The sequence below is a fragment of the Nostoc sp. genome, assembly GCF_036917195.1.
In the GTDB taxonomy this organism is placed as follows: domain Bacteria; phylum Cyanobacteriota; class Cyanobacteriia; order Cyanobacteriales; family Nostocaceae; genus Nostoc.
Genome location: NZ_JBALDG010000011.1, coordinates 38,530 through 63,952 on the forward strand (window position 1 = coordinate 38,530; position 25,423 = coordinate 63,952).

Annotated in this window: 23 protein-coding genes and 2 pseudogenes; 21 read left to right on the forward strand and 4 right to left on the reverse strand. The window is 41.2% G+C overall.

What is annotated here, in order from left to right:
* Positions 1–112: 112 nt before the first annotated feature.
* The 5 genes from V7K40_RS02525 (at position 113) to V7K40_RS02545 (ending at position 4,358) form a co-directional block, all read left to right on the forward strand.
* Positions 113–2,698 carry an adenylate/guanylate cyclase domain-containing protein gene (locus V7K40_RS02525; protein ID WP_334956409.1) on the forward strand — a complete coding sequence of 862 codons (2,586 nt, stop codon included), beginning with the start codon at positions 113–115 and terminating at the stop codon, positions 2,696–2,698.
* A 397-nt stretch (positions 2,699–3,095) separates the two neighbouring features.
* Positions 3,096–3,320 (forward strand): hypothetical protein, encoded by a 225-nt coding sequence (locus V7K40_RS02530; protein ID WP_334956412.1) that lies wholly within the window; start codon positions 3,096–3,098, stop codon positions 3,318–3,320.
* A 115-nt stretch (positions 3,321–3,435) separates the two neighbouring features.
* On the forward strand, positions 3,436–3,654 hold the full coding sequence (locus tag V7K40_RS02535; RefSeq protein ID WP_334956414.1) for a hypothetical protein: 219 nt from the start codon (positions 3,436–3,438) through the stop codon (positions 3,652–3,654).
* Between the two features lie 367 nt (positions 3,655–4,021).
* Positions 4,022–4,171: a hypothetical protein gene (locus V7K40_RS02540; RefSeq protein WP_334956416.1), complete on the forward strand. Its 150-nt coding sequence runs from the start codon at positions 4,022–4,024 to the stop codon at positions 4,169–4,171.
* Positions 4,101–4,358 carry a hypothetical protein gene (locus V7K40_RS02545; RefSeq protein ID WP_334956418.1) on the forward strand — a complete coding sequence of 86 codons (258 nt, stop codon included), beginning with the start codon at positions 4,101–4,103 and terminating at the stop codon, positions 4,356–4,358. The genes V7K40_RS02540 and V7K40_RS02545 overlap by 71 nt, the downstream gene beginning before the upstream one ends.
* Positions 4,359–4,367: 9 nt before the next feature.
* On the opposite strand, the gene V7K40_RS02550 is transcribed toward V7K40_RS02545, so the two are convergent.
* Positions 4,368–5,045 carry a methyltransferase domain-containing protein gene (locus V7K40_RS02550; protein ID WP_334956420.1) on the reverse strand — a complete coding sequence of 226 codons (678 nt, stop codon included), beginning with the start codon at positions 5,043–5,045 and terminating at the stop codon, positions 4,368–4,370.
* 161 nt (positions 5,046–5,206) lie between these two features.
* On the opposite strand from V7K40_RS02550, the gene V7K40_RS02555 reads away from it, so the two are divergent.
* From V7K40_RS02555 to V7K40_RS02605, 11 genes and pseudogenes are all read left to right on the forward strand, one after another.
* Positions 5,207–5,344 carry a hypothetical protein gene (locus V7K40_RS02555; protein ID WP_334956422.1) on the forward strand — a complete coding sequence of 46 codons (138 nt, stop codon included), beginning with the start codon at positions 5,207–5,209 and terminating at the stop codon, positions 5,342–5,344.
* A 17-nt stretch (positions 5,345–5,361) separates the two neighbouring features.
* Positions 5,362–5,487: a hypothetical protein gene (locus tag V7K40_RS02560; RefSeq protein WP_334956424.1), complete on the forward strand. Its 126-nt coding sequence runs from the start codon at positions 5,362–5,364 to the stop codon at positions 5,485–5,487.
* Positions 5,460–5,609: pseudogene (locus V7K40_RS02565) on the forward strand (ABC transporter); the annotation flags it as partial. The gene V7K40_RS02560 and the pseudogene V7K40_RS02565, both read left to right, overlap by 28 nt.
* A gap of 47 nt (positions 5,610–5,656) precedes the next feature.
* Entirely contained in the window at positions 5,657–6,925 is a 1,269-nt protein-coding gene (locus tag V7K40_RS02570) for an HlyD family efflux transporter periplasmic adaptor subunit (RefSeq protein WP_334956426.1), read from the forward strand.
* Between the two features lie 36 nt (positions 6,926–6,961).
* Positions 6,962–8,941, forward strand: coding sequence for an ATP-binding cassette domain-containing protein (locus tag V7K40_RS02575; protein ID WP_334956428.1), 1,980 nt, complete (start codon positions 6,962–6,964; stop codon positions 8,939–8,941).
* A 38-nt stretch (positions 8,942–8,979) separates the two neighbouring features.
* Positions 8,980–10,119 (forward strand): ABC transporter permease, encoded by a 1,140-nt coding sequence (locus V7K40_RS02580; RefSeq protein ID WP_334956430.1) that lies wholly within the window; start codon positions 8,980–8,982, stop codon positions 10,117–10,119.
* Between the two features lie 215 nt (positions 10,120–10,334).
* Positions 10,335–11,459, forward strand: a complete 1,125-nt coding sequence (locus tag V7K40_RS02585) for an ABC transporter permease (RefSeq protein WP_334956432.1) — start codon at positions 10,335–10,337, stop codon at positions 11,457–11,459.
* A gap of 406 nt (positions 11,460–11,865) precedes the next feature.
* On the forward strand, positions 11,866–12,186 hold the full coding sequence (locus V7K40_RS02590; protein WP_334956434.1) for a pentapeptide repeat-containing protein: 321 nt from the start codon (positions 11,866–11,868) through the stop codon (positions 12,184–12,186).
* Positions 12,187–12,483: 297 nt separating this feature from the next.
* A complete protein-coding gene (locus V7K40_RS02595) occupies positions 12,484–12,975 on the forward strand; it encodes a hypothetical protein (protein WP_273769091.1) in 492 nt (163 codons plus the stop codon).
* Positions 12,976–14,832: 1,857 nt separating this feature from the next.
* A complete protein-coding gene (locus V7K40_RS02600; RefSeq protein ID WP_334956436.1) occupies positions 14,833–15,954 on the forward strand; it encodes a response regulator in 1,122 nt (373 codons plus the stop codon).
* Between the two features lie 58 nt (positions 15,955–16,012).
* Positions 16,013–16,389 (forward strand): annotated as a pseudogene (locus V7K40_RS02605) (response regulator).
* Positions 16,390–16,591: 202 nt separating this feature from the next.
* Here V7K40_RS02605 and V7K40_RS02610 read toward each other — a convergent pair.
* Positions 16,592–17,590, reverse strand: a complete 999-nt coding sequence (locus V7K40_RS02610) for an SGNH/GDSL hydrolase family protein (protein WP_334956438.1) — start codon at positions 17,588–17,590, stop codon at positions 16,592–16,594.
* A 384-nt stretch (positions 17,591–17,974) separates the two neighbouring features.
* On the opposite strand from V7K40_RS02610, the gene V7K40_RS02615 reads away from it, so the two are divergent.
* Both V7K40_RS02615 and V7K40_RS02620 read left to right on the forward strand, forming a co-directional pair.
* Positions 17,975–19,324, forward strand: a complete 1,350-nt coding sequence (locus V7K40_RS02615; RefSeq protein WP_334956441.1) for an OB-fold nucleic acid binding domain-containing protein — start codon at positions 17,975–17,977, stop codon at positions 19,322–19,324.
* A gap of 202 nt (positions 19,325–19,526) precedes the next feature.
* A complete protein-coding gene (locus V7K40_RS02620) occupies positions 19,527–20,108 on the forward strand; it encodes a hypothetical protein (protein WP_298908071.1) in 582 nt (193 codons plus the stop codon).
* Between the two features lie 856 nt (positions 20,109–20,964).
* Here the strand turns inward: V7K40_RS02620 and V7K40_RS02625 are convergent.
* On the reverse strand, positions 20,965–22,056 hold the full coding sequence (locus V7K40_RS02625; RefSeq protein ID WP_334956443.1) for a 2OG-Fe(II) oxygenase: 1,092 nt from the start codon (positions 22,054–22,056) through the stop codon (positions 20,965–20,967).
* Between the two features lie 559 nt (positions 22,057–22,615).
* On the opposite strand from V7K40_RS02625, the gene V7K40_RS02630 reads away from it, so the two are divergent.
* The 3 genes from V7K40_RS02630 to V7K40_RS02640 all read left to right on the forward strand — a co-directional run bounded on the left by V7K40_RS02630 (position 22,616) and on the right by V7K40_RS02640 (position 24,022).
* The gene (locus V7K40_RS02630) at positions 22,616–23,146 is read left to right on the forward strand and encodes a hypothetical protein (RefSeq protein ID WP_334956445.1); all 531 of its coding nucleotides are present in this window, start codon (positions 22,616–22,618) and stop codon (positions 23,144–23,146) included.
* A 203-nt stretch (positions 23,147–23,349) separates the two neighbouring features.
* Entirely contained in the window at positions 23,350–23,664 is a 315-nt protein-coding gene (locus V7K40_RS02635) for a hypothetical protein (protein WP_334956447.1), read from the forward strand.
* Positions 23,654–24,022 carry a pentapeptide repeat-containing protein gene (locus V7K40_RS02640; protein WP_334956449.1) on the forward strand — a complete coding sequence of 123 codons (369 nt, stop codon included), beginning with the start codon at positions 23,654–23,656 and terminating at the stop codon, positions 24,020–24,022. Before V7K40_RS02635 ends, V7K40_RS02640 begins: the two co-directional genes overlap by 11 nt.
* 183 nt (positions 24,023–24,205) lie before the next feature.
* Here the strand turns inward: V7K40_RS02640 and V7K40_RS02645 are convergent, their stop codons facing one another.
* Entirely contained in the window at positions 24,206–25,177 is a 972-nt protein-coding gene (locus V7K40_RS02645; RefSeq protein ID WP_334956451.1) for a LysR substrate-binding domain-containing protein, read from the reverse strand.
* Positions 25,178–25,423 lie beyond the last annotated feature (246 nt).

A 25,423-nucleotide genomic window follows, 5' to 3' on the forward strand; every position in this document is an offset into this window, starting at 1 on the left:
AAGCGATTAAACTATGGGTAATATCAAACAATTGTTGCTTTTAGCACCACTTACATAAATTTAATTTCATTGTTAAATCTAAAATCTTATCCTGCTATATAAAATACCGATTATGTCAGTGTATCAAGGAAGTTGTGGGGAGACCGCCGATATGATTATTGGTGTTCACAACCAAGAAAACCGCGAATTACAAGCAAATTCGGCTCCTGTAGGTACTCTTGCCACAAGACAAGGAACTTTTTCTACGTTTCTTGCTCCCCTGACTCAGGATACTTTTAAACAGGTCGTTAAGGATGTCGAGCAAAAATTACAGATTGTCCATCAAACCCTGTCAATGCTGGATTCTCACGGGTTTGAAACTCTTCTGCAAGAAATGTTGCATTCGATTACCTTGAAAACCGGGGAATTACTAGGGGCAGACCGGACAACGATATTTTTATTGGATGAAGAAAAACAAGAACTCTGGTCAATTCTAGCTGAGGGGGAGGGTGATCGCTCTTTAGAAATTCGCATCCCCGCTGATAAAGGCATTGCTGGGGAAGTCGCCACCTCCAAGCAAGTTATCAATATTCCCTTTGATTTTTATAATGACCCACGATCGCATTTTGCCCAAGAACAAGAAAAAAGAACTGGCTATCGCACTTACACCATGCTGGCTTTGCCATTGTTGAATGAACATAGGCAATTAGTTGCGGTAGTGCAATTACTGAATAAATTAAAATCTGGGAATAATCACGATGCTCCACTTGCAGAGCGCATTGATACCAAAGGTTTTATCTGTGCTGACGAACAATTATTTCGAGAATTTGCCGCTTCGATTCGCCTAATTTTAGAATCCTCACGCTCTTTTTATGTAGCCACCCAAAAACAAAGAGCAGTGGCGGCGCTGATGAAGGCGATCAAGTCCCTCTCTCAAAGCAGTCTGGACTTAGAAGACACGCTGAAGCGGGTGATGGATGAAGCCAAGGAACTGATGAATGCTGATCGCAGTACCCTATGGTTAATAGACCGCGATCGCCATGAATTGTGGACGAAAATCACCCAGGATAATGGTTCAACTAAGGAGTTGCGAGTCCCCGTAGGTAAAGGCTTTGCTGGTCTAGTAGCTGTTTCTGGCAAAAAACTAAATATTGCCTTTGACTTGTACGACGATCCTGATTCGGAGACAGCCAAACAAATTGACCAGCAAAATGGCTATCGTACCTGTAGCTTGCTTTGTATGCCAGTATTTAATGCCAATCAACAACTGATTGGCGTTACCCAACTCGTAAATAAAAAGAAATCAGGAGATTTTCCCCATTATAATCCAGCTGATTGGCCGAAAGCTCCCGACTGCTTCCAAGCTAGCTTTGACCGTAATGATGAAGAATTTATGGAAGCTTTTAATATTCAAGCGGGAGTAGCGCTGCAAAATGCCCAGTTGTTTGCCACAGTCAAGCAACAAGAACAAATGCAACGGGATATTCTGCGTAGTCTTTCCAATGGAGTGGTTTCCACTGATAAAACTGGATTAATTATCGCCGCCAATGAAAGTGCCAAACGTTTGTTAGGACTGGGGCCAGAAGACCGTTTAGAAGGTAAATTAGTTACTGATGTGATCGGCATCAAAGAAGGTGACTTTAGCAAGTGGTATCAGGATGCTTTACACGCAGTTGACTTAAAAGGTCGCCAGCAATATTACCCTGATCGCACCCTCTTAGGCACTGGTATTAACCAGCATAGTATTAATTTATCGATTAATACAATTGCCGATGCTAGCGACCAAGAGCAAATCCGTGGGGCGCTGGTGGTGATGGAAGACATCAGTGATGAAAAGCGGCTCAAGAGTACGATGTACCGCTACATGACCCAAGAATTAGCCGAAGAATTGCTGAAACTAGATGACGCTAAACTAGGAGGCGATCGCAAAGAAGTTTCGATTTTATTTTCTGATATTCGCGGCTATACCACTTTGACAGAAAACTTGGAAGCAGAAGAAGTGGTGAGTATGCTTAATGAATATTTTGAATCAATGGTGGAGGCAGTCTTTAAACATAAAGGTACTCTTGACAAATACATCGGCGACGCCATCATGGCTGTGTTTGGTTCTCCCCTACCATTAGAAGAACACGCTTGGATGGCAGTACAAACATCCTTAGAAATGCGCGATCGCCTGCACGAATTTAATCAACGCCGCTACGCAGCTGATAAGCCCGGAATTAAAATTGGCATTGGCATCAATTCTGATACCGTGATTAGTGGGAATATTGGCTCTAGTAAGCGGATGGAATTTACCGCTATTGGCGATGGTGTTAATCTTGGCTCCAGACTAGAAAGTGTTAGTAAACAGTATGGTTGCGATATTATTATTAGCCATAACACTTTTAAACCATGCCAAGATCATATTTGGGCTAGGGAACTAGATTACATTCGTGTCAAGGGCAGAAATGAGCCAATAGCCATATATGAATTACTGGGTTTGCGTTCTGATTCCATTGAAAGCGAAAAACTACAAGTGATTGAGCACTATCATAAAGGGCGCGAGTATTACCTCAAGCGGCAGTTTACCTTTGCTAGAGCCGAGTTTGCCAAAGTTTTGGCCGCAGACAACCATGACAAAGCTGCTATGTTGCATCTGTTGCGTTGTCAGCATTGGTTACAATCACCTCCAACAGATTCAGATTGGGATGAAGGAGTCTGGACATTTCAGGAAAAATAAGTAGCCTTGCTAAATTGACGGCTGAAGGATGGGTGACCTTTTTTGAATTAAAAATTAAAAATTAAAAATTAATAATTTTGAAGAATAATAATTTTTAATTAATTAATTTTGGGTACAGAGCAAGCACCCTGCAGGAATTAAAAATGTAAAATTAAAAATGTAAAATTAGGATTTCTTCAATTTTTAATTAATAATTTTTAATTTTTAATTGATTGTGGTGGGTTCAGAGCCAACACTGATAGCGCAGCTCTCTTCTCTACGAGAGGCTGCGCCAACGAGTCTGCGTTCCTTGCGCGTCTCGTAGAGAGCGGATTACAATTTTTAATTAGAGTAATCCAAGGAAAAAATGATCCAAAAATAGGGATACTGAGAGAATAATTAGTGTGCAGTATGGTTTATGTCTTCAGAATCGTTAATCCAACTAAGTGAAAGTCTCAGGTCGTTGTACATCAAGACAGCACAAAAGCTAAAGGGAAGTGACCGAAGACAATTCATGGCAGAGGTAGTGAAAGGATGGGGACGAGGAGGAGCAACAATTGCAGAACGAGAATTAGGATGGAATCGACGGACAATTCCTAAAGGAATGCAGGAGTTAGAGCATGGAATGTCGATAGCAGACTGATTCCGGCTCAGAGGCAGCTTTCCCAACTGAACATAGACTGCCAAACTTACTAGAAGATATATGCTCAATTGTAGAGCCACAAAGCCAAACAGACCCAAGTTTTGAGAGTACAAGGTTGTATACCAGGGTGTCATCCGCGCAAGTCCGTCATCAGTTGATAGAAATCAAAGGGTATCAAGATGAAGAACTCCCAACAACTGAGGTAATTCGACAACGATTGAATCAACTAGGTTATGGCTTAAAAAGGGTGGCTAAAACAAAACCAATCAAACAGATACCAGAAACAGAAGCAATCTTTAAAGAAGTTAACCGCATTAATCAGTTCTTCAGATGATGAGCAAACAACACTGAGAATTTCTATAGATGCCAAGCTGGGAATCAAAATTGGAGAGTTCGATAGAGGTGGAAAGACTCCTGTCAAAACAGTGGCATATGACCACGACTTTTCAACTTGTTGAGCACTTACCCCTTACGGGATTTTTCTGCCTGAAGAGGGCGAGTTATTTCTATTTTTCCTACAGTCCAAACTGACTGCGAAATGCGCCGGGGGGAGTATCCCCCCGGTCACTTTCGCGCTGATTGTATCGTTGACATACTTGAACAATGGTGGATGAGTGTGCTAGACCGATGCAGCTTAGATTCGGAAATTAGTCATCAACCAAGATAACGGACCAGAAAACCATTCTCGGCGAACTCAGTTTATGTATCGTATCCTTGAGTTCTCTGACAAATTTCAACTGACAATTCAACTAGCTTATTATCCTCCAAATCACAGTAAATATGATCCTGTCGAGCACGCTTTTGGTTGGCTTGAGCAACATTGGCGTGGTAGCTTACAAGGGCAGTGTTGATACCGTACTCCAGTTTGCTTCTACCCTAACTTTCAAGGGCAAAAATCCTGTGGTTACTTTGGTTGAGCAGATTTACCATACAAAAGTTAAACTTACACAACAAGCAATGGCAGAAGTCGAAAAACAGATATACCGCTTACCAAGTTTGAAAAAATGGTTCGTTGAAATCTTTTGTCGAAGTGACTGAAGTTTTGGATCATTTTTTAGTTGGAATACTCTTAGTATCCTTTGGGTTGGCGTTAATCTCTGATTTGCCCACCAACTTGAAGCCGACTTTCTCCACAGCAGCAATTACCCCATCAAGAGACATATAGCCAGTTTTGATACTCTCTTCCAAAGAAATGCCTGGTTTTGCACGGTGTTCTTCCACCCCCAGGATGCCCCCCGGCTTGAGTGCTTTGTAAGCCGCCGCGTAAACCTGCTCGGCATATCCAGCCTTAACCCAGTTGTGAATATTACGGAAGGTAAGAATCATGTCCACGGAATTGTCTGGGGCTAGGGAAAGTTCATTTGGAGGATTAATTTCAACGACTTTGACCTTACCAAAAATCTTTGGCTCACCTGCTAGCTTCTGTTGGAAAGCTAAAGCCTGTTTACTCGTGCTGGGAGCAAAGTTGGTAACTATGAATTGTCCCTTTTGCTGTAGAAACGGGGCGAGAATCTCGGTATACCAACCACCCCCCGGCCACAATTCAACCACGGTCATATTCGAGCGCAGACCGAAGAATTCAAGAGTCTGTGCTGGGTGACGGTACTTGTCTCGGTCACGATTTGCAGCAAAGCGATGACTGCTGGTAAGTACAGTTTGGAGCGTGGTTGTGTGGTCAAAAGCTTTGGCTTGTTCGCTCTCGTTGGCTAAAACACTGGTGGGCATTATGAATGCTAACAAAAAAAACCTAGAGTTAGGCCTTTTAGCAAGCCTTGGTAGCAGGTGGGATTTTGTGCAAATTTCATAGCTGTTTTTTCTACTTTCCGCTTCAGCATAAAGGCAAATAGGGTTCTCATAAATGGTGAGTATTGCACACTTTTGTGCTATTGTTTCTGACAAAACTGGAGGGAATGCAATGTGATGCGATCGCTGAGAAATTTTCCTCTTTGAATCGAGGGCGATCGCAATCAAGAAGTTTACGCATGGCTCTGGGTTTGAGTATGAGTAACTGCTTGACTGATTGATTCACCCAATAAGGTGAATGTTTAGCCTTTTTGCAATTGCAGATACTGCATTAGCAAAGATGGCAACATCTTTACCAACGCTCCAAGGAGCGAATAATGCAGATTTTTCTCCAGCGATGTTGTGGAAATTATGCAAAAATTAGCTAAATAATAAGGTTTGACAATTCTTTTAGTGACACATGATAACCGGATTCTTGATATTGCCGATCGCATCGTCTATATGGAAGATGGTATTGATGTCAGGGCAAAAGCGAACGCCGCTTAATCTAACCAATTTATAACTGTCATTCTGATATTCTTCCCCACTCCAATATGACTCAGTTAATCTCGCCACCCCAAGAACCGATTGATAACGCTGTAGCAGAGAAAAAAAAGGGTAAACTGTCTCCTGGCGTGCTTATCCCCGTAGCCCTATTACTCATAGGTGCAGGTGTAATAACTTGGTTTTTTCTCTTACCGCACTCGGAAACTAACGCGCTGCGCTTCGGCGGTCGCATTGAAGGCTATGAAACTGATATTGGTGCAAAAGTAGCGGGTCGAATCGAGTCAGTAGCGGTGCGAGAAGGGGATGCAGTCCATAAAGATCAAGTGATTGTGAAGTTGGATGATGCAGAGATTCAAGCACAACTTCAGGGCGCAGATGCCCGTTTAGATTCCATTCGCAAACAAGAAGAACAGGCGCGGTTGCAAATCAATATCCTAGAAAGTCAGATTATGGAAAATCAGCTTTCTTTACAACAGGCGCAAGGAGATGCCAAAGGTCAGATTTTTCAAGCTGAGTCGTCGGTTGCTTCCAGTCAGGCGCAACTAAATCAAGCGATCGCTCAAGTAGAACAAGCCAAATCGGAATTGAAACTCACGCGAATAAATCGCGATCGCTACACTAAATTGGTTGCTGAAGGAGCTGTCACCCAGCAACAATTTGACCAAGCCCAAACAAGCCTTGAAACTGCCCTTGCTACCCTGAAATCACGTCAAGCAGCAGTAGATTCTTATCGAAAATTAGTCAATTCTGCCCAAGGACAATTGACCCAAGCCCAAAGCACGGCGTTAAATCCTTCTATCCGTAACGCCCAACTAGGTGGATTACGCGCCCAATTGGCACAGACGCGCTTAAAACTAGCCGCCGCTCAAGCTGATGTCGCTAACGCCAAAGCTTCCCAGCAAGAAACTAAAGCTCAGATTGCTTACCTAAATGTGAAAAGCCCAATTGAAGGCGTAGTCGTCAGCCGGAGTGTAGAACCAGGAGCAGTTGTTACCACTGGCAAAACCCTGCTCACAGTAATTGATCCCAAAACAGTTTATTTACGTGGTTTTATCCCCCAAGGCGAAATTGGAAAACTGCGAGTTGGTCAGTTAGCGAAGGTATTTCTAGATTCAGCCCCCAAAGAACCCTTGAGTGCTAAAATTGCTGCCGTTGACACCGAAGCATCTTTTACCCCTGAGAATATTTATTTCCAGCAAGACCGGGTTAAACAAGTTTTTGGTGTCAAAATCACCATCGACAAGCCCGATGGTTTAGCCAAGCCAGGAATGCCAGCGGATGCTGAGATTATCATCGCACCAGAGGCGAAAAAATGATCGCCGCACTACTTCAATCCCTAATCCAAAATTCTTATGACTACCATCACGCCATCTGCTGATCGGGGCGATTTCCTAACTCATCCCCAAATTGATGCAGAAGTAATTCAGGTAGAAGGTTTATCCAAACGTTATGGAAAATTAGTCGCGGTTAAGGGAATAGATTTTGCTGTCCAACGGGGAGAAATCTTTGGCTTAATTGGCCCCGATGGTGCAGGAAAAACAACCACCTTCCATATTTTGGGTGGGGTCATGGAAGCATCTGCTGGCAATATCCAGATTTTGGGCAAACCACCCCGCGATGCTCGTTTATCTATTGGTTATTTGACACAGCAATTCTCACTGTATCTCGACTTAAGTATTGATGAAAATCTGCGTTACACTGCGGGATTGCGGGAAGTTCCCGAACAGCAATTCTTTGGGCGTCGTCAGAAATATCTGCGATTAATGAGTTTGGATAAATTTGGCGATCGCTTGGCTGGTCGCCTCTCTGGTGGGATGAAGCAGAAATTAGCTCTATGCTGTGCCTTGATTTCTCAACCTGAAATTCTGCTGTTGGATGAGCCAACTACAGGAGTTGACCCGGTATCTCGGCGAGAATTTTGGGATGTTCTCGCCACCATTGCCGCAGAGGGAGTGACAGTAGTTGTGGCGACACCTTATTTAGATGAAGCCGAAAGGTGCGATCGCATTGCTTTGATGTATGAAGGCGAAATTCAGCAAATTGGCACCCTTTCTCAGTTGCGAGAGAGTCTGGGTTTACAGCGTTTGGAAGTTCGGACTCAGCACATTGAAGCAGCTGAACGAGTATTACATGAGGCGACAAATAGCAAACACACATCAATTGTTGATGTGCAAACCTTTGGCGATCGCCTGGATGTGCTAGTTAAAGATGTCGCAGTCGGTACAGCGGCAGTTCAAACAATTTTCACTCAGCAGCGGCTACAACTTGACAGCATTCAAACTACTGACGCTACCTTAGAAAACGTTTTTGTTTCCCGTCTGCGTGCAGCTGGCAATGACCCAGAATTTATGGCTTTTCCCAGTACAAAAAGAAGGTCTGAGGAAAGAGAAATTACATCTATTGCTATTGGTGCAAATAGACTCAGAAAGGTGTTTGGCGACTTCCAGGCGGTTAAGAGTGTAGATTTGGAAGTTCGCTATGGTGAAATTTACGGGTTACTAGGAGCGAATGGTGCAGGAAAGACAACTACGATTAAGATTCTCTGCGGTCTTTTAGAACCAACATCCGGGAAAATTTCTTTAGCTGGACAAACTCAAAATCTGCGTAGTAGGGCTGTGCGCCAACGCATCGGTTATATGAGCCAAAAATTCACCCTCTACGATGATTTGACTATTATCCAGAATCTGGAATTTTACTGTGGAGTTTATGGTGTACCAAGTCGGTTACGCCGCACCAAAATTGATTGGGTACTTGCCACTTGTGGTTTAGTTGGCAGAGAAAATATGCTCACAGGACAATTACCAGGAGGATGGAAGCAACGGGTAGCTTTTGGCGCTTCAGTGATGCACGAGCCAGAAATTTTGTTTTTAGATGAACCGACATCAGGAGTAGACCCCTTAGCACGTCGTCAGTTCTGGCGATTAATTAATGAGTTTGCTAGAGCAGGTACAGCAGTACTGGTGACTACCCATTATTTAGAAGAAGCAGAACAATGTAACAGGATGGGGTTTATGGTGGCGGGTGAAGTGGTGACACAGGGTTCGCCGAGTCAGATTAAAGCTGCTCAACCCGGTCAACTTGTAGAGGTTGTAACCGATAAAACCCAAGATGCCTCTGATTTACTCAAAACTGAGTTTGCACCGTGGCGAGTATCAATTTTTGGCGATCGCTTACACCTTGTTCTCGATCATCCAGACTCAGATATTCCCTATATCCGCTCAATTTTACAAACACAGAAGATTAATATTCGCTCTTTGCGACCTATTCCCTTTTCTCTTGAGGATGCATTTATTGGTATTGTACAACGTACCCAAGAAGAGGAGAGGGGGTAGGGGGAGAATTAATAACTAAGGACAAATGACCAATAAAAATGAAACGAATTTTATCTCAATGCCGCAAGGAATTAGCCCAATTTCAGCGCGATCGCTTTACTTTAGCACTAGCATTTCTCCTACCATTTATCAGCTTAATTATCTTCGGTTTTGCTATTCGATTAGAATCTAAAAATATTCCCTTATTTGTACAAGATTTTGACATCAGTCCCCTCAGCCGTGCTTATACTGAGCGGCTATTTGCAACCAATCAATTTGAACAAATTAATAATCATAGCTTTCCGCTTCTCAATTCAAATGCAAAATCTACAATTCAAAATCCTCAATGGGCAATTGATCAGGGACTTGCAAAAGCTGCTGTGGTCATTCCGCCAGATTTCAGTCGTCGCATTAAATCTGGTTTAACTAGCACAGTACAAATTTTAGTTGATGGAACTGATGTTAATAACGCACGAGTTATTAAAAACGGTATTCAAGCAACAACAAGGTTCTTTCTTCAAAATTCTGGCTTCCAACCTTCATCTGATAAAGTTATTGCCCATATTCGCCTCTGGTTTAATCCGGGAAGAAAAGAGTCTCTTTCAATAGTGCCTGGTGTTTTTGCAGTAATTTTGTGGATTTTTCCCTCATTATTAACAGCAATTACTATGGTGCGCGAAAAAGAAAAGGGGACAATATTACAAGTATATACTTCTAGCCTCAGTGCTGAAGAATTCCTTTTAGGAAAAGCTTTAGCTTACCTACTAATTGGAATTAACGAAGCTTCACTTATTATGATTATGAGTGTAATAATTTGGCAATTGACATTAGCTGGAGATCCAACGCCATTATTAATGGGTACACTAATGTTTTTGATAGATAGTACTATGTTTGGTTTATTAATTGGGATTCGCTCTCCCACTCAAAATGCTGCCGTCCAGACTATTGCGTTACTAGGTTTTTTGACATCTTTATTACTAAGTGGATTCATTTATCCGCTTAGTAATATACCCTTTCCACTCTCACTAATTACTTATATTGTTCCAGCACGTTATTATATTGAAATTACTCGTGATGCCTATGTACGCGGCACTGGGTGGGCAGGGGTCTGGTTATCATTTTTAATGCTAGTTATCTTAGGGTTATTGCTATTTAATGCAGCCCGTGGGATATTAAAACGAATGCAATTACCAGATTAATCATTACCAGAATATTATATTTATTCTTTTATACAGAAGTTTGCAACTAAATCAAGTACAGCACCTCACCCTGAAAGCCAGATAAAAAGCTTCTTTAACTGCTGTACAGACGCGATTAATCGCGTCTCTCCTCCTAACTCCTGTACAGACGCGATTAATCGCGTCTCCTAACTTCTACTATATATACCCTTTTATAATTTAGAACTAAATTAACTATGAAATTAATCCAAAGATTGTTCAATGGCCGATTCTGGAGTTTAGCAATTAAAGAATTTCACCAAATATTGAGGAGTAAAGAAACACTAGTATTATTGATAATTCCTCCCACAATCCAAATGCTAATTTATGGGTTCTCTCTGAATCCAGATGTGCATTATCTGAAATTAGGAATCGTTGATTATGCTAATACTTATGAAAGCCGAGAGCTAGTTGCTGAATTAACTGAAAATAAAGTCTTTTTAGTTGAAAAATATATGTTCAACGATCAGGACTTAGGTGAGCAAGTGCGACAGGGAAAAATTACAGCAGGATTGGTAATTCCCTATGATTTTAACCGCCATTTATCTGAAGAAAAACCAGCCGAAATACAGGTTTTAGTTGATGCAGTAGATGCTAATACTGCTGGAATTGCCCAAGGTTATTTAAATCAGATTATTTATCAATTTAATCAGCGCTTTTCATCTAATCAAGCACCAGCATTAATTAACCCGGAAACAACCTTTCTTTATAATCCTGGACTAGTGAGTAGTTGGTTTTTCATCCCAGGAGTTTTGGGAGTAGTTTTAACACTAATTAGTTCTTTGGTTTCTTCAGTCACAGTTGTGCGAGAAAAGGATACAGGAACTCTTGAACAACTGTTAATGACTCCAGCAGAAGCTTGGGAAATTTTGTTAGCTAAAATTGTGCCGCTGTTTATTCTGTTGATGGGCGATGTCATCTTAGCTTTAAATTTGGGAAGATTAGTTTTTGGAGTGCCTTTTCGAGGCAATGCTTTTCTATTTTTAGGACTATCAGGACTTTATTTATTTGTAGGAATTGGCATTGGGATTATGCTGGCAACAATATGTCGTACTCAGCAACAAGTTGTACTGACATCATTTTTTATTAATTTACCATTGATTCAACTTTCCGGTGCAATCTCTCCCGTTGAAAATATGCCTTTAATATTGAAGTATATATCGCTACTAAATCCTCTACGTCATTATGTAGCGATTGTCCGGGGGATACTGCTCAAAGGCTCAGGTTTGGACGTACTTTGGTTGAATGCGATCGCACTTTTGGTTTTTGCAATAGTGCTTTTATCTATCAGTATTAACCAATTTCGTCGTCAATTAAGCTAACTTTCATTGGTAGCTAAATTCAGGACTAGCAACACTTATAGGACTTACACACACTCTACGATTCTTGGCGTTCTTCTCTAACGAGACGCTTCGCGAAGGCATCTTGGCGGTTCGATAAATTAAGCTTTTTGGCGATTTTTGCGTAAGTCCTAACTTATCATCAACTTTTAGCACTGCCACAATATTTAAGTCAAACTATACTGCATATAAACCACTACCGATCATTTTTTTCGTTTCCAGCCTCCGGCTGGAAATGCATTAAAAGCGGCTTTGCCGCAAATTCAAGAGGCAAAGCCTCACATTAGCCATTCCCAATTAGAGACTGGGAACGAGGTAACTATGACTGCTAAGGAATTGTTGCAACGTTACGCTCGCTGCCGGGGAACGGGATTTCAGAGGTGTTGACTTGAGTGGAGCTAATTTGAGTGGGATTAATCTGACTAACGCTGACTTAAGCAGCATCGACCTGACTGGATCGGATTTGACTGGGTCTGATTTGAGTGGCAGTAACTTGATGTACAGCAAGCTGCGAGGTGTGAGGCTCATTGGTTGCAAATTCAATGGCACTAACCTCTTGGAAGTTGAATGGCGAACCACCGATTTTATGGATGTCAAATTGTCCGGAGCCATTAATTTCTACTTTGGATTGCTGGAGAATGTTTTGCTTTGCAACACCACGATGCCGGATGGCAATGTCATCACTGAAGAGACTTATTGGAAAGCCTGAATGATGGTAGGTTTCTCTGCTTGCTAGCAGAGAAGAAACTAACGCATCTCCCTTGCTATTGCTATCGATATTGCTTGACCAGTTACTTTCGATATAAAAAAATTGAGTATTTTTAACAGGTAAAATCTATGTAAATTACTTTTTAAAAAATCTTAATATTTCTCAACTAAGTTTAAAAAATCTTGGGATTGGATTAAGAATGAATTAAGAGCGATCGCTTTGTAAAGGTTAGTTGATATTTCTTGTCAAACAGCGGAAGAAGTTAGAAACTAAGAATACAACACATGCAATTATTTTATGACTGCTATTTCTAGCCTTGAATTCAAACGACCAATTTGGCAAACTGCGATCATATTGACTTTGGGCTTTTGGCTCAGTGCTAGTCTAGTTTTAGACTGGGTAATTATGCCTAGTCTTTATCTTTCTGGGATGATGAGCCAAGCAGGTTTTACGACAGCAGGCTATACGATTTTTTGGAACTTCAATCGGATGGAATTATTATCTGCTGCTGTAGTATTGACTGGGGCACTAGCTTTGGGCAAAATCCGATATCACTGGCGTATTGGCAGTATTGTTTTATCTGGGCTGCTACTAACTATAGCTATGCTTGACACGTATTTCTTAACTCCGCAAATGTGCGCTATAGGAGTTCAACTCAACCTATTTGAAGCTGCTGCTGCTATTCCATCGACAATGAATTTACTACACGGCAGTTATTGGGTACTGGAAGTAGTTAAGCTGGTGGCTGGTGGTACACTTTTAAGCTGGTGCTGGCGGGAGCAATTTTAAGTAAATGACGAAGTATAACAGTGAGATTATTCACTTCTAAATCTCACGTCAAAGACGCAAAGAAATTCTTTGCGTCTTTTTGCTACATATATCTTATGGGTTAATGAATGCGATGTCTACCACAGGCTACGCCTACGCGTACAACTTTGTATTTATATTTGTGACTTTTAAAACATGAGATTTTTATGGTAAATTGCTACCATAAAATGATTTACTCATTTATAAGTGTAATTCAATAAGCAGACAAAATTGTTTTTTCCTGTACATTTTCAGTCTTTCAGGATATCTGAACAAATAAATACTAGAAGATTATATTAATTAGTTTTCATGTTTACTTTACTGATTTATCATGAAGTTTATATATTTCTGCTAACTTTTTTTGAAAATTATAGTAATCTGAATTTTAGTGAGTACGTTACTTGTTATCTACCATCTAGCTGAAAATAGCTATTTTGCAAGTATGTACTAGCAATCAAGAATATCGCTGTAAGTTCTTGAATTTGTCACTCCAGTGTAGGGTGACTATTTAGCCCCACACAACATTAGAACCCGTTTCCAGTGCTGATGAAGAGATTCCCTTCTGCTGATTTGGTCGCCTGTGCATCTCACCACACACCATCATGGCGGCAATTATCAGCTAACTCATTCTTGGTCGGAGGTTACCATTCTTGTTGTACAAGTGATAATTTTGCCCAATCCCAACACTAAGAGTTGCTCTACAATCACAAACCTAAGTTAGACATTGAACTCTTTATTGGGGATTAGAGACTGAGGACTGGGAAGATTTGGATGGGGATTAGAACCCCAACCAAGAACAAAAGTAAGAATTTCTTCCCCAGTACTTAATAGCGGAGCGCCCATTCGTGAGAGGCCAGCGCAGTGAGGGAGTGCGGTCTTGTTCCTACAGCCCTTCCTTCGCTAACGGGACGCCTTGCGGCGAACAGGCATCCTACGGCAGGTGCTAGCCTCTCAAAGATGGGAGAAGGGGAGCCACTGCGGTCTTCTCCCAGGGGAGACGCCAAGGGCGATAGCGAACGCAAGAGCGTCTCTAAGAGTTGCGGTAGCGAGTCAGACGCTCCTACGTCGCTCTAAGCGAACGCAAGAGCGTCTCGTAAAGAAGCCATGCCGCAGGCTTTACGCTACGCTACCCTTGCGTCTGGGGTTTCCCCAAGTAGAGGAGCCAGCCGGGCGGGTATCCCGACTTGAGCGGACTGGCGTCAAGTGGCGTGAGACGATGCCGCGCATAACGCAGCCTCAACTTTAGAAGTTCCCCTCAAGAATAAACTTCTAGCAAAAGTGCGGACGACTTTCGTCACGGCTACAAAAACATAGTTCGTCAGCGCGGACTTAATGCCTAAAAGCCTTGAGGAAATCCCTTTACGTCTACATTCTTGTAGGTTTTGGTCGCTCTAAACTTTAGCATCAGGGGCAAAACAACTCTTGTAAGATAACTAAAGTATCTGCAATTTTAGGCTGCAAAATACGGATAACAATGATACTTTTGTGACTGATGGGCGAGAGCCAATGGTGTGTGCGTCACACTTGAGCTACTGTTAGATCGGCTAGATTAGCGAAAGATACAGAAAACCAATCTAATTTTTGAAATACTATATCCTGGCAACCAGTCAGGCGATTTTGCTATTGGGCTATAACATGAATTGGTTTAGTTGTAATTCGTGCCTTATAGCTTAACAGAGATTGGTGAATTAGGAGTTGGGGGGTGTGGAATCTCTGTACTAACTCAAATGTGACCGCTATATTTATCTGATAGTGCTTCCAACAAAGTCGCGGTGAATTCCGAAAAGGTAATTCACTAATTTTGCCTGCAAATGTTAATTTTATTCCAGAGCCATCCCAATGAAGACACTTCCGATTAGTAGATATAGATTTTTCCAAAAGCTCCAGCCTTTATCTCTGTTGAAAAAAATCACTGGTAAGTCGGTTACTGGTTGTTTGCAGGTGTTTAGCACGTCAGGCTGTTGGTCTATATATGTGGACGAGGGTAAACTCATTTATGCCTCCTACTCAGAGAAAATGTTTGAGCCACTTTACAGAAATTTGCAACGCTTGAGTCAGGAAATTTCTACTCTCCCTGGCGGAATCAAAGAACAGTTGCGGGCGATATTTGAAACTGGTATTGAAAATCAGGCAATACCGAACCCAGATTATCTGGCTATTTGCTGGTTAGTCAATCAGAAATATATCAGTCCCTCTCAAGCGGCGATACTGATAGAGGAATTGGCCTTAGAAGTTCTGGAGTCATTTCTGAACTTAGAAGAGGGAAGTTATGAATTTATTCCTGAAAGTTTTCTGGATGACATGCCAAAGTTTTGTCATCTAAATCTCCGCTTACTAGTTGAACAATGTCAAACACCCCGAAGCGTTGGCGTTCGCGTTAGCGTCTCTGAAAGAGAAGCCTCTCGTAGAGAAGCGGCTTATCATCAGACATTGCCAACTTCTCAATCGCACCCCTCACAATTGTTCCAAATAAATGAGCTAAAAACTAAAACTACACCAAAGTCGTCTAGAACAAACAGCTATAAACCGTCAGCCTACTCTATTAATACTAATGAACATAGGGAGCAACGAATCACCCAACCACCTGTTGATAAAAAAGTCTACACAATCTTTTGTATTAATGACAGTCCTACGGTATTGAATGCTATTAAGAGTTATTTAGATGAGCAAACCTTTTCTGTTGTTGGAGTCACAGATTCTTTAAAAGCTTTAATGCAGATTATTCGCACAAAACCCGACATAATTTTGTTGGATATTTCAATGCCTAATTTAGACGGATATGAACTCTGCTCTTTGCTGCGTAAACACTCACATTTTAAAAATACACCCGTGATTATGGTGTCAGGAAAAGTAGGATTTCTAGATAAAGCTAAAGCTAAAATGGTCAGAGCATCAGGCTATTTAACTAAGCCTTTTACACAAGGCGATTTACTAAAAGTAATCTTTAAACATATTATTTAATTTACTAATATAATAAATAACTCCATGAAAGCCAACATATTTTTTTGGAGATTTAAGGTTGAGTATTACCTGGATTGCTACTATTCTAGTTATAGAATATTGTCTGATTAAATTGAAATTAATTAGTCATTATCTCAGGGATCAGGTTTAAATGTAATTAAAGTAATTAGTGCTAAATAAGCTGTAGAAATAATCTTAAAATAAAAGCCTGATGCGATTGTTGCGGATGTAGTAATACCAGGAATAAGTGGATTTTAATTGTATCGCTTCATCAAAACAAATCCGACCAATCAAAAAGTACCTATTGTAATTTGTAGTAGCAAAAATCAGGCATTTCACCGCTTGTAGGCAACAAAGCAAGGTGCTGACGCCTATATAACTAAGACATATACGCCTAAGCAGCTAGTGAGAGTCATTCAATCGCTTAAGGCATAAACCTGCAAATCAGTTTGTGGGATATAGCAATCCTAAATGAGTTATGAAAATTCGCGGTATCCAGATCCCCGACTTATTTGAAAAGTCGGGGATCTAACTTTTTAGTCACCCGTACCCCTACGGTAATCTTGCTATGCGTAGTGTTCCGCTCTTAAGGAGAAGGGTTAGATATAGTCCTTGAAAGTGAGCGATGAATCGCTCACTACAAACCTTTTTTTAAGTTAAAATTGAAGTAGCTCTGAAGAAGTGATGCCTCCCCCAGTATTTCCAAAAGCGATCGCTCCATAACTTCACTGACAAATTTATTACCTTGTAAGTTGAGGTGAATGTGATCGTGATACAAACCTTGCGGGTTGGTAGTTGAATTGAATAGCGGTAAAAAATCTATATAGTTAATTTGCTGTACCTTGGTAAAATCGTTCAAGCGCTGCCGTGCTTTAATTTCGTAATCGCGGGGGCCTGGTTCACCAATTTCTCGCAGCAAGGGAGTCATGACTAGTATAAATTGGCTGTTAGTTTGGCGAGTCAGGGCTTGAATTTTGCTGATCGCCTCCAGATTAATCCCAACGCGATCGCCTGCTTCATTATGCACTGCTTTCATTTCCGGAATTGGCTTTTGCTTGAGGATATAACGTTGCCACACTTCCACTAATGCCAGGGGAGGTTTACTGTCTGGATAGTTCCGATCGCGTCCTACCGGTAAGGAAGTGGGAGGAGTAGCAAACAAATCATCGGTATTAATTAATAACACTACCACCTGCGCGTTAAAATTGCTAAACTTCTGTAAATAAGCTAACTCGTTCCTTGGCCCCCAAGAGTTAGCTGAAGCATTCAGCACTTCTACTTCCTGATAATTACTATTAGTGAATGATGCCAGAGAACGCATCATCATCGTGGATATTGTATTAGTCTGATCTGTCCACCAGCCACCATTAGCAATAGAATCCCCTAACAGTAAAACTCTCAGCCCAGAAGGTGCAGGTATCTTTTTGATCGGACTACCTCGCATAGAATACTCATTAATTTCAATGCGATTACCAAAACGACGGGTACGCTGGTTAGGAGCCAATAAATAACCAATCTGCTCATCACCAATGTAAATCAGGGGATTACCAAAGCCAAAGAGTGATCGCAGTCCGATCTCGACTACCACAAACAATCCCACAACCACCGCCAAAATTACGATCAGCGCCACTTTCACCTACCCACACTCTTTTATACCGAGTTGCTTTTCAACGATCGTAACTGACGTATTGGGCATTGGAAAGAGGCAGAGGGGCGGGGTACAGAAGGGAAAACTTTTCTCCCCTGCTTCTTCCCGACTGCCCAGGAATCTGACTAAGCGGATTAATATGTATTGAAATGTGTTTAATAAGCTTTAAAAACAGCAATTATATGCTTATTAACTGTCTATCTAATAGTTTACCAACGTTTTGATATATTTGGGCTACTTTTGTGTAAGAGTATAGCAGTGTTTTCTAATGATCTAAATTTGTATTATAGGTATTACTATAGCTACAATTTTCAGCGTTTTATCAATTAATTTCGCAAAACTTCGCAATTTTTTTTTCGGGGGTAGGGTAGGATGATCAAAATAGCCACACGTAAATATTTAGGCAAACAAAATGTCTATGACATTGGGGTTGAGCAAGACCATAATTTTGCGCTCAAAAATGGCTTAATAGCTTCCAATTGCTTCAATAAATCCCATTCGACTGCCTATGCTTATGTAACTTATCAAACAGCATATTTAAAAGCTAATTACCCATTGGAATATATGGCGGCACTGTTGACGGCGAACAGTGGCGATACAGATAAGGTACAGAGATATATTACTAACTGTAGTAATATGGGTATTTCCATAGATCCGCCAGATATTAATCGTTCTGGTGTCGATTTTACACCGACAGCGGGAAAGATTCTGTTTGGATTTTCGGCGGTGCGTAATGTGGGACAGAATGCGATCGCCTGTATTTTGGAAGCGCGAAATGAGACAGGATTTAAATCCCTTGCTGATTTTTGCGATCGTGTCGATTTACGTGCTGTTAACCGCCGGACTCTGGAATCGCTGATTTATTGTGGAGCCTTTGACAAAATTGCACTAAACCGCCAACAGTTAATTAATGACTTAGAATTAGTGTATGATTGGGCACAATCTCGCGCTAAAGATAGAGCCAGTGGTCAAGGGAATCTCTTAGATTTATTAGGCGAGGGATTTTCTTATACTCAGAATAAAAAAGCCAATAATGCCTTTGAAACTGCTCCAAAATCTAAACCTGTGATGGATTTTACCCCACAGGAAAAGTTGCAAAAGGAGAAAGAATTATTAGGCTTTTATGTATCAGATCATCCCCTGAAATCCTTACGGCAAATAGCACCACTTTTAACTCCAATTAACCTTTCACAACTGGGAGAACAAAAGGAAGAAATAAGGCTTTGTGCAGTTGTCATGTTAAATAACGTGAAAAAAGTGGTTACTAAAAAAGGCGATCAGATGGCAATTTTGCAAATAGAAGACCTAACTACACAATCAGAAGCTATTGTTTTTCCTAAAACCTATGAACGCATTAGTTCCCTACTCAAAGTTGATACTAGATTGATTATTTGGGGAAAACTAGATCAACGCGACGAGCAAACTCAATTTATTCTAGAAGATGCAGAACCAGTGGAAACAGTGCAAATGGTGATGGTAGAATTAAATCCCCAGCAAGCAGGTAATATCGAAGAACTACATCGCTTGAAAACAATTTTGCAAGAACAGTCAGGAGACAAAGAAAAGGCAAAAATGCCAGTGATTGGAATTATCCAAACTGAAAATTCTCGTAAACTTGTTCGCTTGGGTTGGCAATTTTGCGTACAAGATTCTAGAATAACTGTTCAAGCTTTGCAAAACGCCAGTTTTCCTGCTCATATAAAATCGTTAACTGGTAGCTGACGCCAAAAGTGAAAAGTTCACTAATACTGAAAAGCAGCTAAAAAATCAGTTTTACTGAACTGTCAACAGTAAATAAACTTAAATACATAGGATTCTGAGCAGTTTTTTAGTTACTTCTGCGGATGATGATTTCCGGCAGAAAATAGTATCTTTTTATGCCAAGGGACTTGAGGCTGCGATCGGGGGAAGGAGTTAGAACTTGATGATTGTCAACGAGCTAGATAAATTTGTTTCATACTGTAAAAGAATTCAACCCCAAACTCAGGAGGACATTCAAAAGTTTTTTGAAGGAGTGATCTTGTTTCCTTATGATAAGGAACTTCTATTGCAAGCTTATTTATTTCTGAATATCAAAGACTTGTTTCCTTCATGCGCCCAATTGCTGTTATTTGAAAAATCTCCAATTTCAGATTATACAGATTTAGGGAAGTGTGATTTTGTCTACCTGACCTTTAAGGGTAGTCTGTTTTTAATTGAAACTAAGTTTATTGATACAGAAGCAACAGGAGCGACAGAAAGAAAAAGAAGAAATAAGCATAGAAACAAGGTATTTGAGCAAGTTATTACTTTAAAAGGTCGATTTAGTGAATATTGGAATATGAGGCTAGATCAATTAGAGTGCGGGGTTTTCACAACAGATGCAGAAGTTGCTTGGCGAGGAAATGGTGTAAATGTTGTGTCTAAATCAATATCTATAGATCATCTCGAAAAATGGCGAAGAAGTTATCACACTAGTGAAAAAGGTTATCAGGTAAGCAAAATGGGAGTACAAAAACCGAATTAGTCTTCGTAATGCAAGTCAGTTAGTTACAGTTTCTGTTTTTAATTTTTGCTAAAACTGAATCCCTATCACTTTAGTCTAATTTTTAGCAATTTTTAATTTGACAAGCATAATTCTACCTGACCATGCTTTCATCTTCGGAGATAGTATGATGTATGTAAATAATTGTTACGATATTACAATACGGTTCAGTTAGTCCTAAAAATCTTAAGCTGCGTAGGTTGGGTTGTAGCAAGATACCCGTAGGGTATGAAGTAAAACCCAACAATTAACGTTTAATATTGAGTTTCGTTCTTCAATGCAACCTATGATTATCTTTAACTGAGCCGTATTGTACGATATTATTAATATTAATGTCAAACTTTTAAGAACAAGCTAATCTTAAAACTTTAGTGGTATATTCTTAACCTTAACTTAATTTTATTAGCGTAATTTTCCTATTATCAATCACAAAATTGGTAGCAATCAAGCTGAACTTCAAATAGCAAATTTCCAAGATAAATAATTCCTTAAACACGGATAAGTCTGATAAAGTAATTTCAACTTTAACGATTTAGTAACCAAATACCTTTGTCACCAAGTATCTATATAGTTTGAGCTTCGTTGGTTCAGTTCTCCAACTATTAATTCTATTGAATCATAATGACAAACATCCTGCCTATGACCTTGCCTATGGGTCTTCAGGTAAGGGAATTGATAAGTTTTACGCTCCAGAAATGAATGCTAAAGTTGCCTTGAAAATGGCAAATTAGTGGATCAATCAACTGCAATAGAGAGGAGTATTCAGCGATCGCTCGTTTTTTGCCAATCTCACAAAATCGCATTGCTCCTATCTATCAGTAACACTGGAATTTTTGCGCTATTCCTTGGTTGACTCTTCCTTTAAAGCAGACCCAAGAAGATGCTGATTTGCCTGCCGAACCTTAGCTCTTGCCTCATCATAGAGGAAGGGTAAATAGGCATACCGCCGTCCTTGAGTTATAGGTGTCGCTTCGTGCAACAGGGAGCAGGAAAAGACGATAGCTCCACCCAAAGGCGGTTGATAGGTTTGCTGACCAAATTCTGGAAATCGCAAACATCCACCTTCGTATTCACTCGTATTCAGATTCAATGACACCGCAAAGCAGCGATGAGCAGTCCCTTTCGTGGTATTGTCCCGGTGGGGTCTAAAGTGTCCACCGATTTGGCTGTCATAGCAAGCAACAATGTGACGCTCCATTCGGCTTGCTTGAAACTGAAAGGCTTTGAAAATTTCGGGAACAAGGCGATCATGAATTCGATGCATCGCCGCATTCCGCAGTTCCTCGTCGGTAATCTCCTGATCCCGTCGCCGTTTATGACCGTAATCGTAGACTGGGACTGTACGGCCATCGATTTCTCGCATAAAGCCGGAGTCTCCACCACCATGCAATTCATAGAACTGAATCAGCGCCTGACACAGTTTTAGTTCAAATACCCTGGGTACAATCAAGACAGGTGCCTGAACTGCCGCCGGTGCTTCTGACGGAATGGGTGGCAATTGAGCGAGGAATGCCATCAACTGCGGCACATGGGTTTCGGGTGACTCATTAAACGGCAGCACCGCCAGCACCCGCAGACTATAATCGAGTACCAGCGTAAATTGTCTGTAATCCCCTGTGGCGGTAACGGCACCGTATTTTTGGCTAATGGCTTGATCAAAATCCCAGAAGAACCGGATGCCCGGAAGATGCTGTTGAACTCGGTGCTGCTTCTCATCCTCTGGATCGACGCTCACGCCAAAGAAACAGAAGTTTTGGTCATCAAAGACTGCCCGTTGGCTCCAGATGTCTTCAAGAATGCGCTGGCTAGTTTTCATTCCCGCTGAACTGAAGAAGCAGAGTACAATGTAACGACCCGCGATTGTCTCGAAGTGAAAATTAGCACTGTTTGTAGAACGGGCTGTGAACCAGGGGGCTGGCTCACCGATCATCAGGAGTCTCTGGCGCACGGGCATAGGCTTCTTCCAATTCCTACTCAGCCTGGTTTTCGGATGCAGCGTTTTTTGAAGAAAGTGGCATTACTAAAATATTATCGGGGTATAACAACGATTCATAAAAAATTTCGCCATTTGGTGTGAAATGCTTTACTTAGACAAAAACAAATGAGAGATGTTTTCTGTACTTAAACCCTTGACTATCTTATTGGTATCTAATAACGAATTTGAAAGCTTGAACCCCACCATAATCGTTAAGGAATAGACGCAAATATACTGATTAGACAGTCAGGGACTCCAACTCCAAATGAACTGATAGCAAACAATTTCGCTGATAGACAAAATCCAAATAGGTATATCAGGAGCCACATAGCCAACCAAAAACGCACTTTTAATAATTGGTACTCGTGATCAAGCCTTATTTAGAGCCGCTGTCATCAGAAAGTGCTTTTTCTTCTTCAGTAAAAATCGCGTCCAACCATAAGCAACCTTTACCCGAAAAACATGTCAGATTAGTTGAACAAGTAACCAAAAGTCTGACAGGAAAACCATACTAATGAGAATTTGGGCTACTATTGCTGTGCTAGCTTCTTCTTGGCTAATATTTGGGATCATAGCTTCTGAGCCGATCGCCGCTAATTCTATTGTAGTACAAAATGTAATACCTTTTCCTTTGCCAACAAATGCTAAACAGATTACTGTCAGTAGCGCTCTGTTTGGGTTGAAGAGAGTTGACACCAAAGGTAATGTTACCATTTTCCAGACAACAAGAGTGCCACTTCAGGAAGGAAACGCCTACGGATGGCGAATTAAACTCAAAGATTATCAAGGTGAAGTGAAATGGCGCGAAGTTTTGCATTTACCGAAACCTCCAGAAAGTTGGGGTACAGATAATGGTGAAGACTTCTCAATATCAGCAGACGGCACTACATCTGTGACACGGCGCACACAGTCGGCTCCAGAGGGTGTGATTGAGAATTTTTGGACGATCGCTCCTGGGGATCCAGTTGGTAAGCATAGAATAGAGGTCTATATTGATGACCGTTTGATCAGTACTTTCGAGTTTGAAATTATTCCAGTCAAGTAGATATGAGAGGATGTTTAGAAAGTGAGGGATATTGTAAGAAAGGTCACAAAGCTTAGAGGATGTTTGGAAAGTTATAAAAAGCTTTAGTCTTTGCCCCCCTGCAACGCCAGCTCCCTCATCCTCCCCTGCAACGCCAGCTCCCCTTAACCTTAAGTTGAGGAGTATCTTAGATATAGAAGTCTAATTCTTGTTGGGTGGCGATCATGAATACAGAGGAATTCCTGCGATTAATCGAAAAGCAGCCCCTATGTCCTCAGACACTGCCAATAGGGCTGCAAGCAATGTGGTATGACAAAAAAGGTGATTGGAGCAAAGCTCATGAAATACTTGGAAATGCCAGCGATGCCGATAGTGCTTGGGTTCATGCTTACCTGCACCGCAAAGAAGGCGATTTGAACAATGCCCATTACTGGTATCAGCGCAGTGGTCAGCCAGAGTTTCCAGGAGAACTAAGCCAGGAATGGGAACAAATAACTTCTGTATTGCTAAGGAAGGTCAACGTGACGCATGAATGTTGAAGAATTAAAACGGCGTTTTGCCGCAGGAGAAAGATATTTTCCAGCCGTCAACTTGAGTCGGGACAAGCTGATTGGAGCCTATTTGCCTGGAATCAATTTATGGGGATCTGACTTGAGTGGAGCTAACCTAGCTAAAGCTAAACTCTGGGGAGCAGATTTGAGTAGAGCTAACTTAGCCAAAGCGAACTTGACCAGAGCTAATTTGAGCGGTGTCAAACTGAATGAAGCAAATCTCCGGGGAGCCAAACTCAGCTATGCCAAGTTGTATGGAGCGAATCTGACTGGCGCTTACTACGATGAAAGCACGCGGTTTTCTAGAGGTTTTGACCCCATCAGTAGAAATATGCAGAAGGTGTGAAGGGGATTGGGGAACTCGGAGTCCCCTCTAGGGATAAGGGGCAATGGGGACTGGGGACTTGCCTGCAAGCGGATTTAAGATTACAGCATTTTTCAATTCATCCGCTAGTCGTAGAGAATTCAGCATGAGTTCTCTATGATTAACTCCTTGATTATTTCTAATTAAATTGGCGAAAATGTTGCTTTAAATAACTGATTTTGATCCGTGTTGATGTGAGCCATCTAACATAGACGATATCAACATTTGTTCAAAGACTTTAGAAAGAGCAGTTTGAAAACGTTGACGATGTTTGAGTTTGAAAAAAGGTCGAACTATTTCTGCGATCGCACCCTTGCCCTCTCTGTTATCAATAACTCGAATTGTCCGCAGAGTTCCCAACTGTATTTCTTTTTTTACCATCAACTCAGAAATTCCAATTGCACCGACACCATCTTCGATTGCTGCTTTTGTCATCTCTCCACTGTTGAACACTAAAATTACATTCAGTTCACTGAGATTGATTCCCCAATTTTGTAAGGCTTCCTCAAACCTTTGCTGGGTTCCAGAACCTGTTTCTCGCATCACCCAAAGGGTTTTAGTCAATTGGGTTAAATCAATTTCTCCCCACTCAAACCAAGGGTGTTTTTGACCTACCACAATTTGCAAGCGATCGCTCCCCACTATTTCATACTCTAGAGTACTCTGGAGCGCTGGCTTCACATCTCCTTCCACCAAACCCAAATCAAACTGTCCTGTCGCTGTTCCGACACAAATCTCTTCTGTATTGGCAAGGCTACAGTCAATCTGGATACCGGGATATCGGCTCTTAAACTCACTAATCTTGCTTGGTAGCCAGTAGTTACCAATTGTCAGACTCGACCCTAATTTCAATTCACCCCGTTGCAGATTGTTCAATTCTCGCAATCCCCTTTCAGTCAAGGAAACTTGATCGAGAATTTTCTGCGCTTCCACTTGCAGCAATTTACCAGCCTCAGCAATCTCGATATGGCGACCAATCCGATGGAACAGTTTCACTCCGTATTCTTGCTCTAAGTTGTGGATCGCTGCACTGACGGCAGGTTGTGTAATATAAAGCTCCTCAGCTGCGCGAGTAAAGTGTAACTGCTGCGCCACAGCCAGAAAGATTTTTAGCTGCTCAAGCGTCATTCCTGCCATTTATGGTATCCCTACAACTTGGTGTCAAATTTTTAATCACTTTCATTTATCATTTTGACAAACAAAAGCATTTGATTCTATCGGTTAGTTTGACTAAAGTATAAATCAAGGCTTCGGCACAGACCCAAACAGCCAAAGTACAGTTTAAAAATTTCAGCAGAGCGAAACACATGACGCATCAGTGACAACGACACAGATCATAATTTAGTATTCCTACTCAATATAAGATTTTTGATACCAGTATTT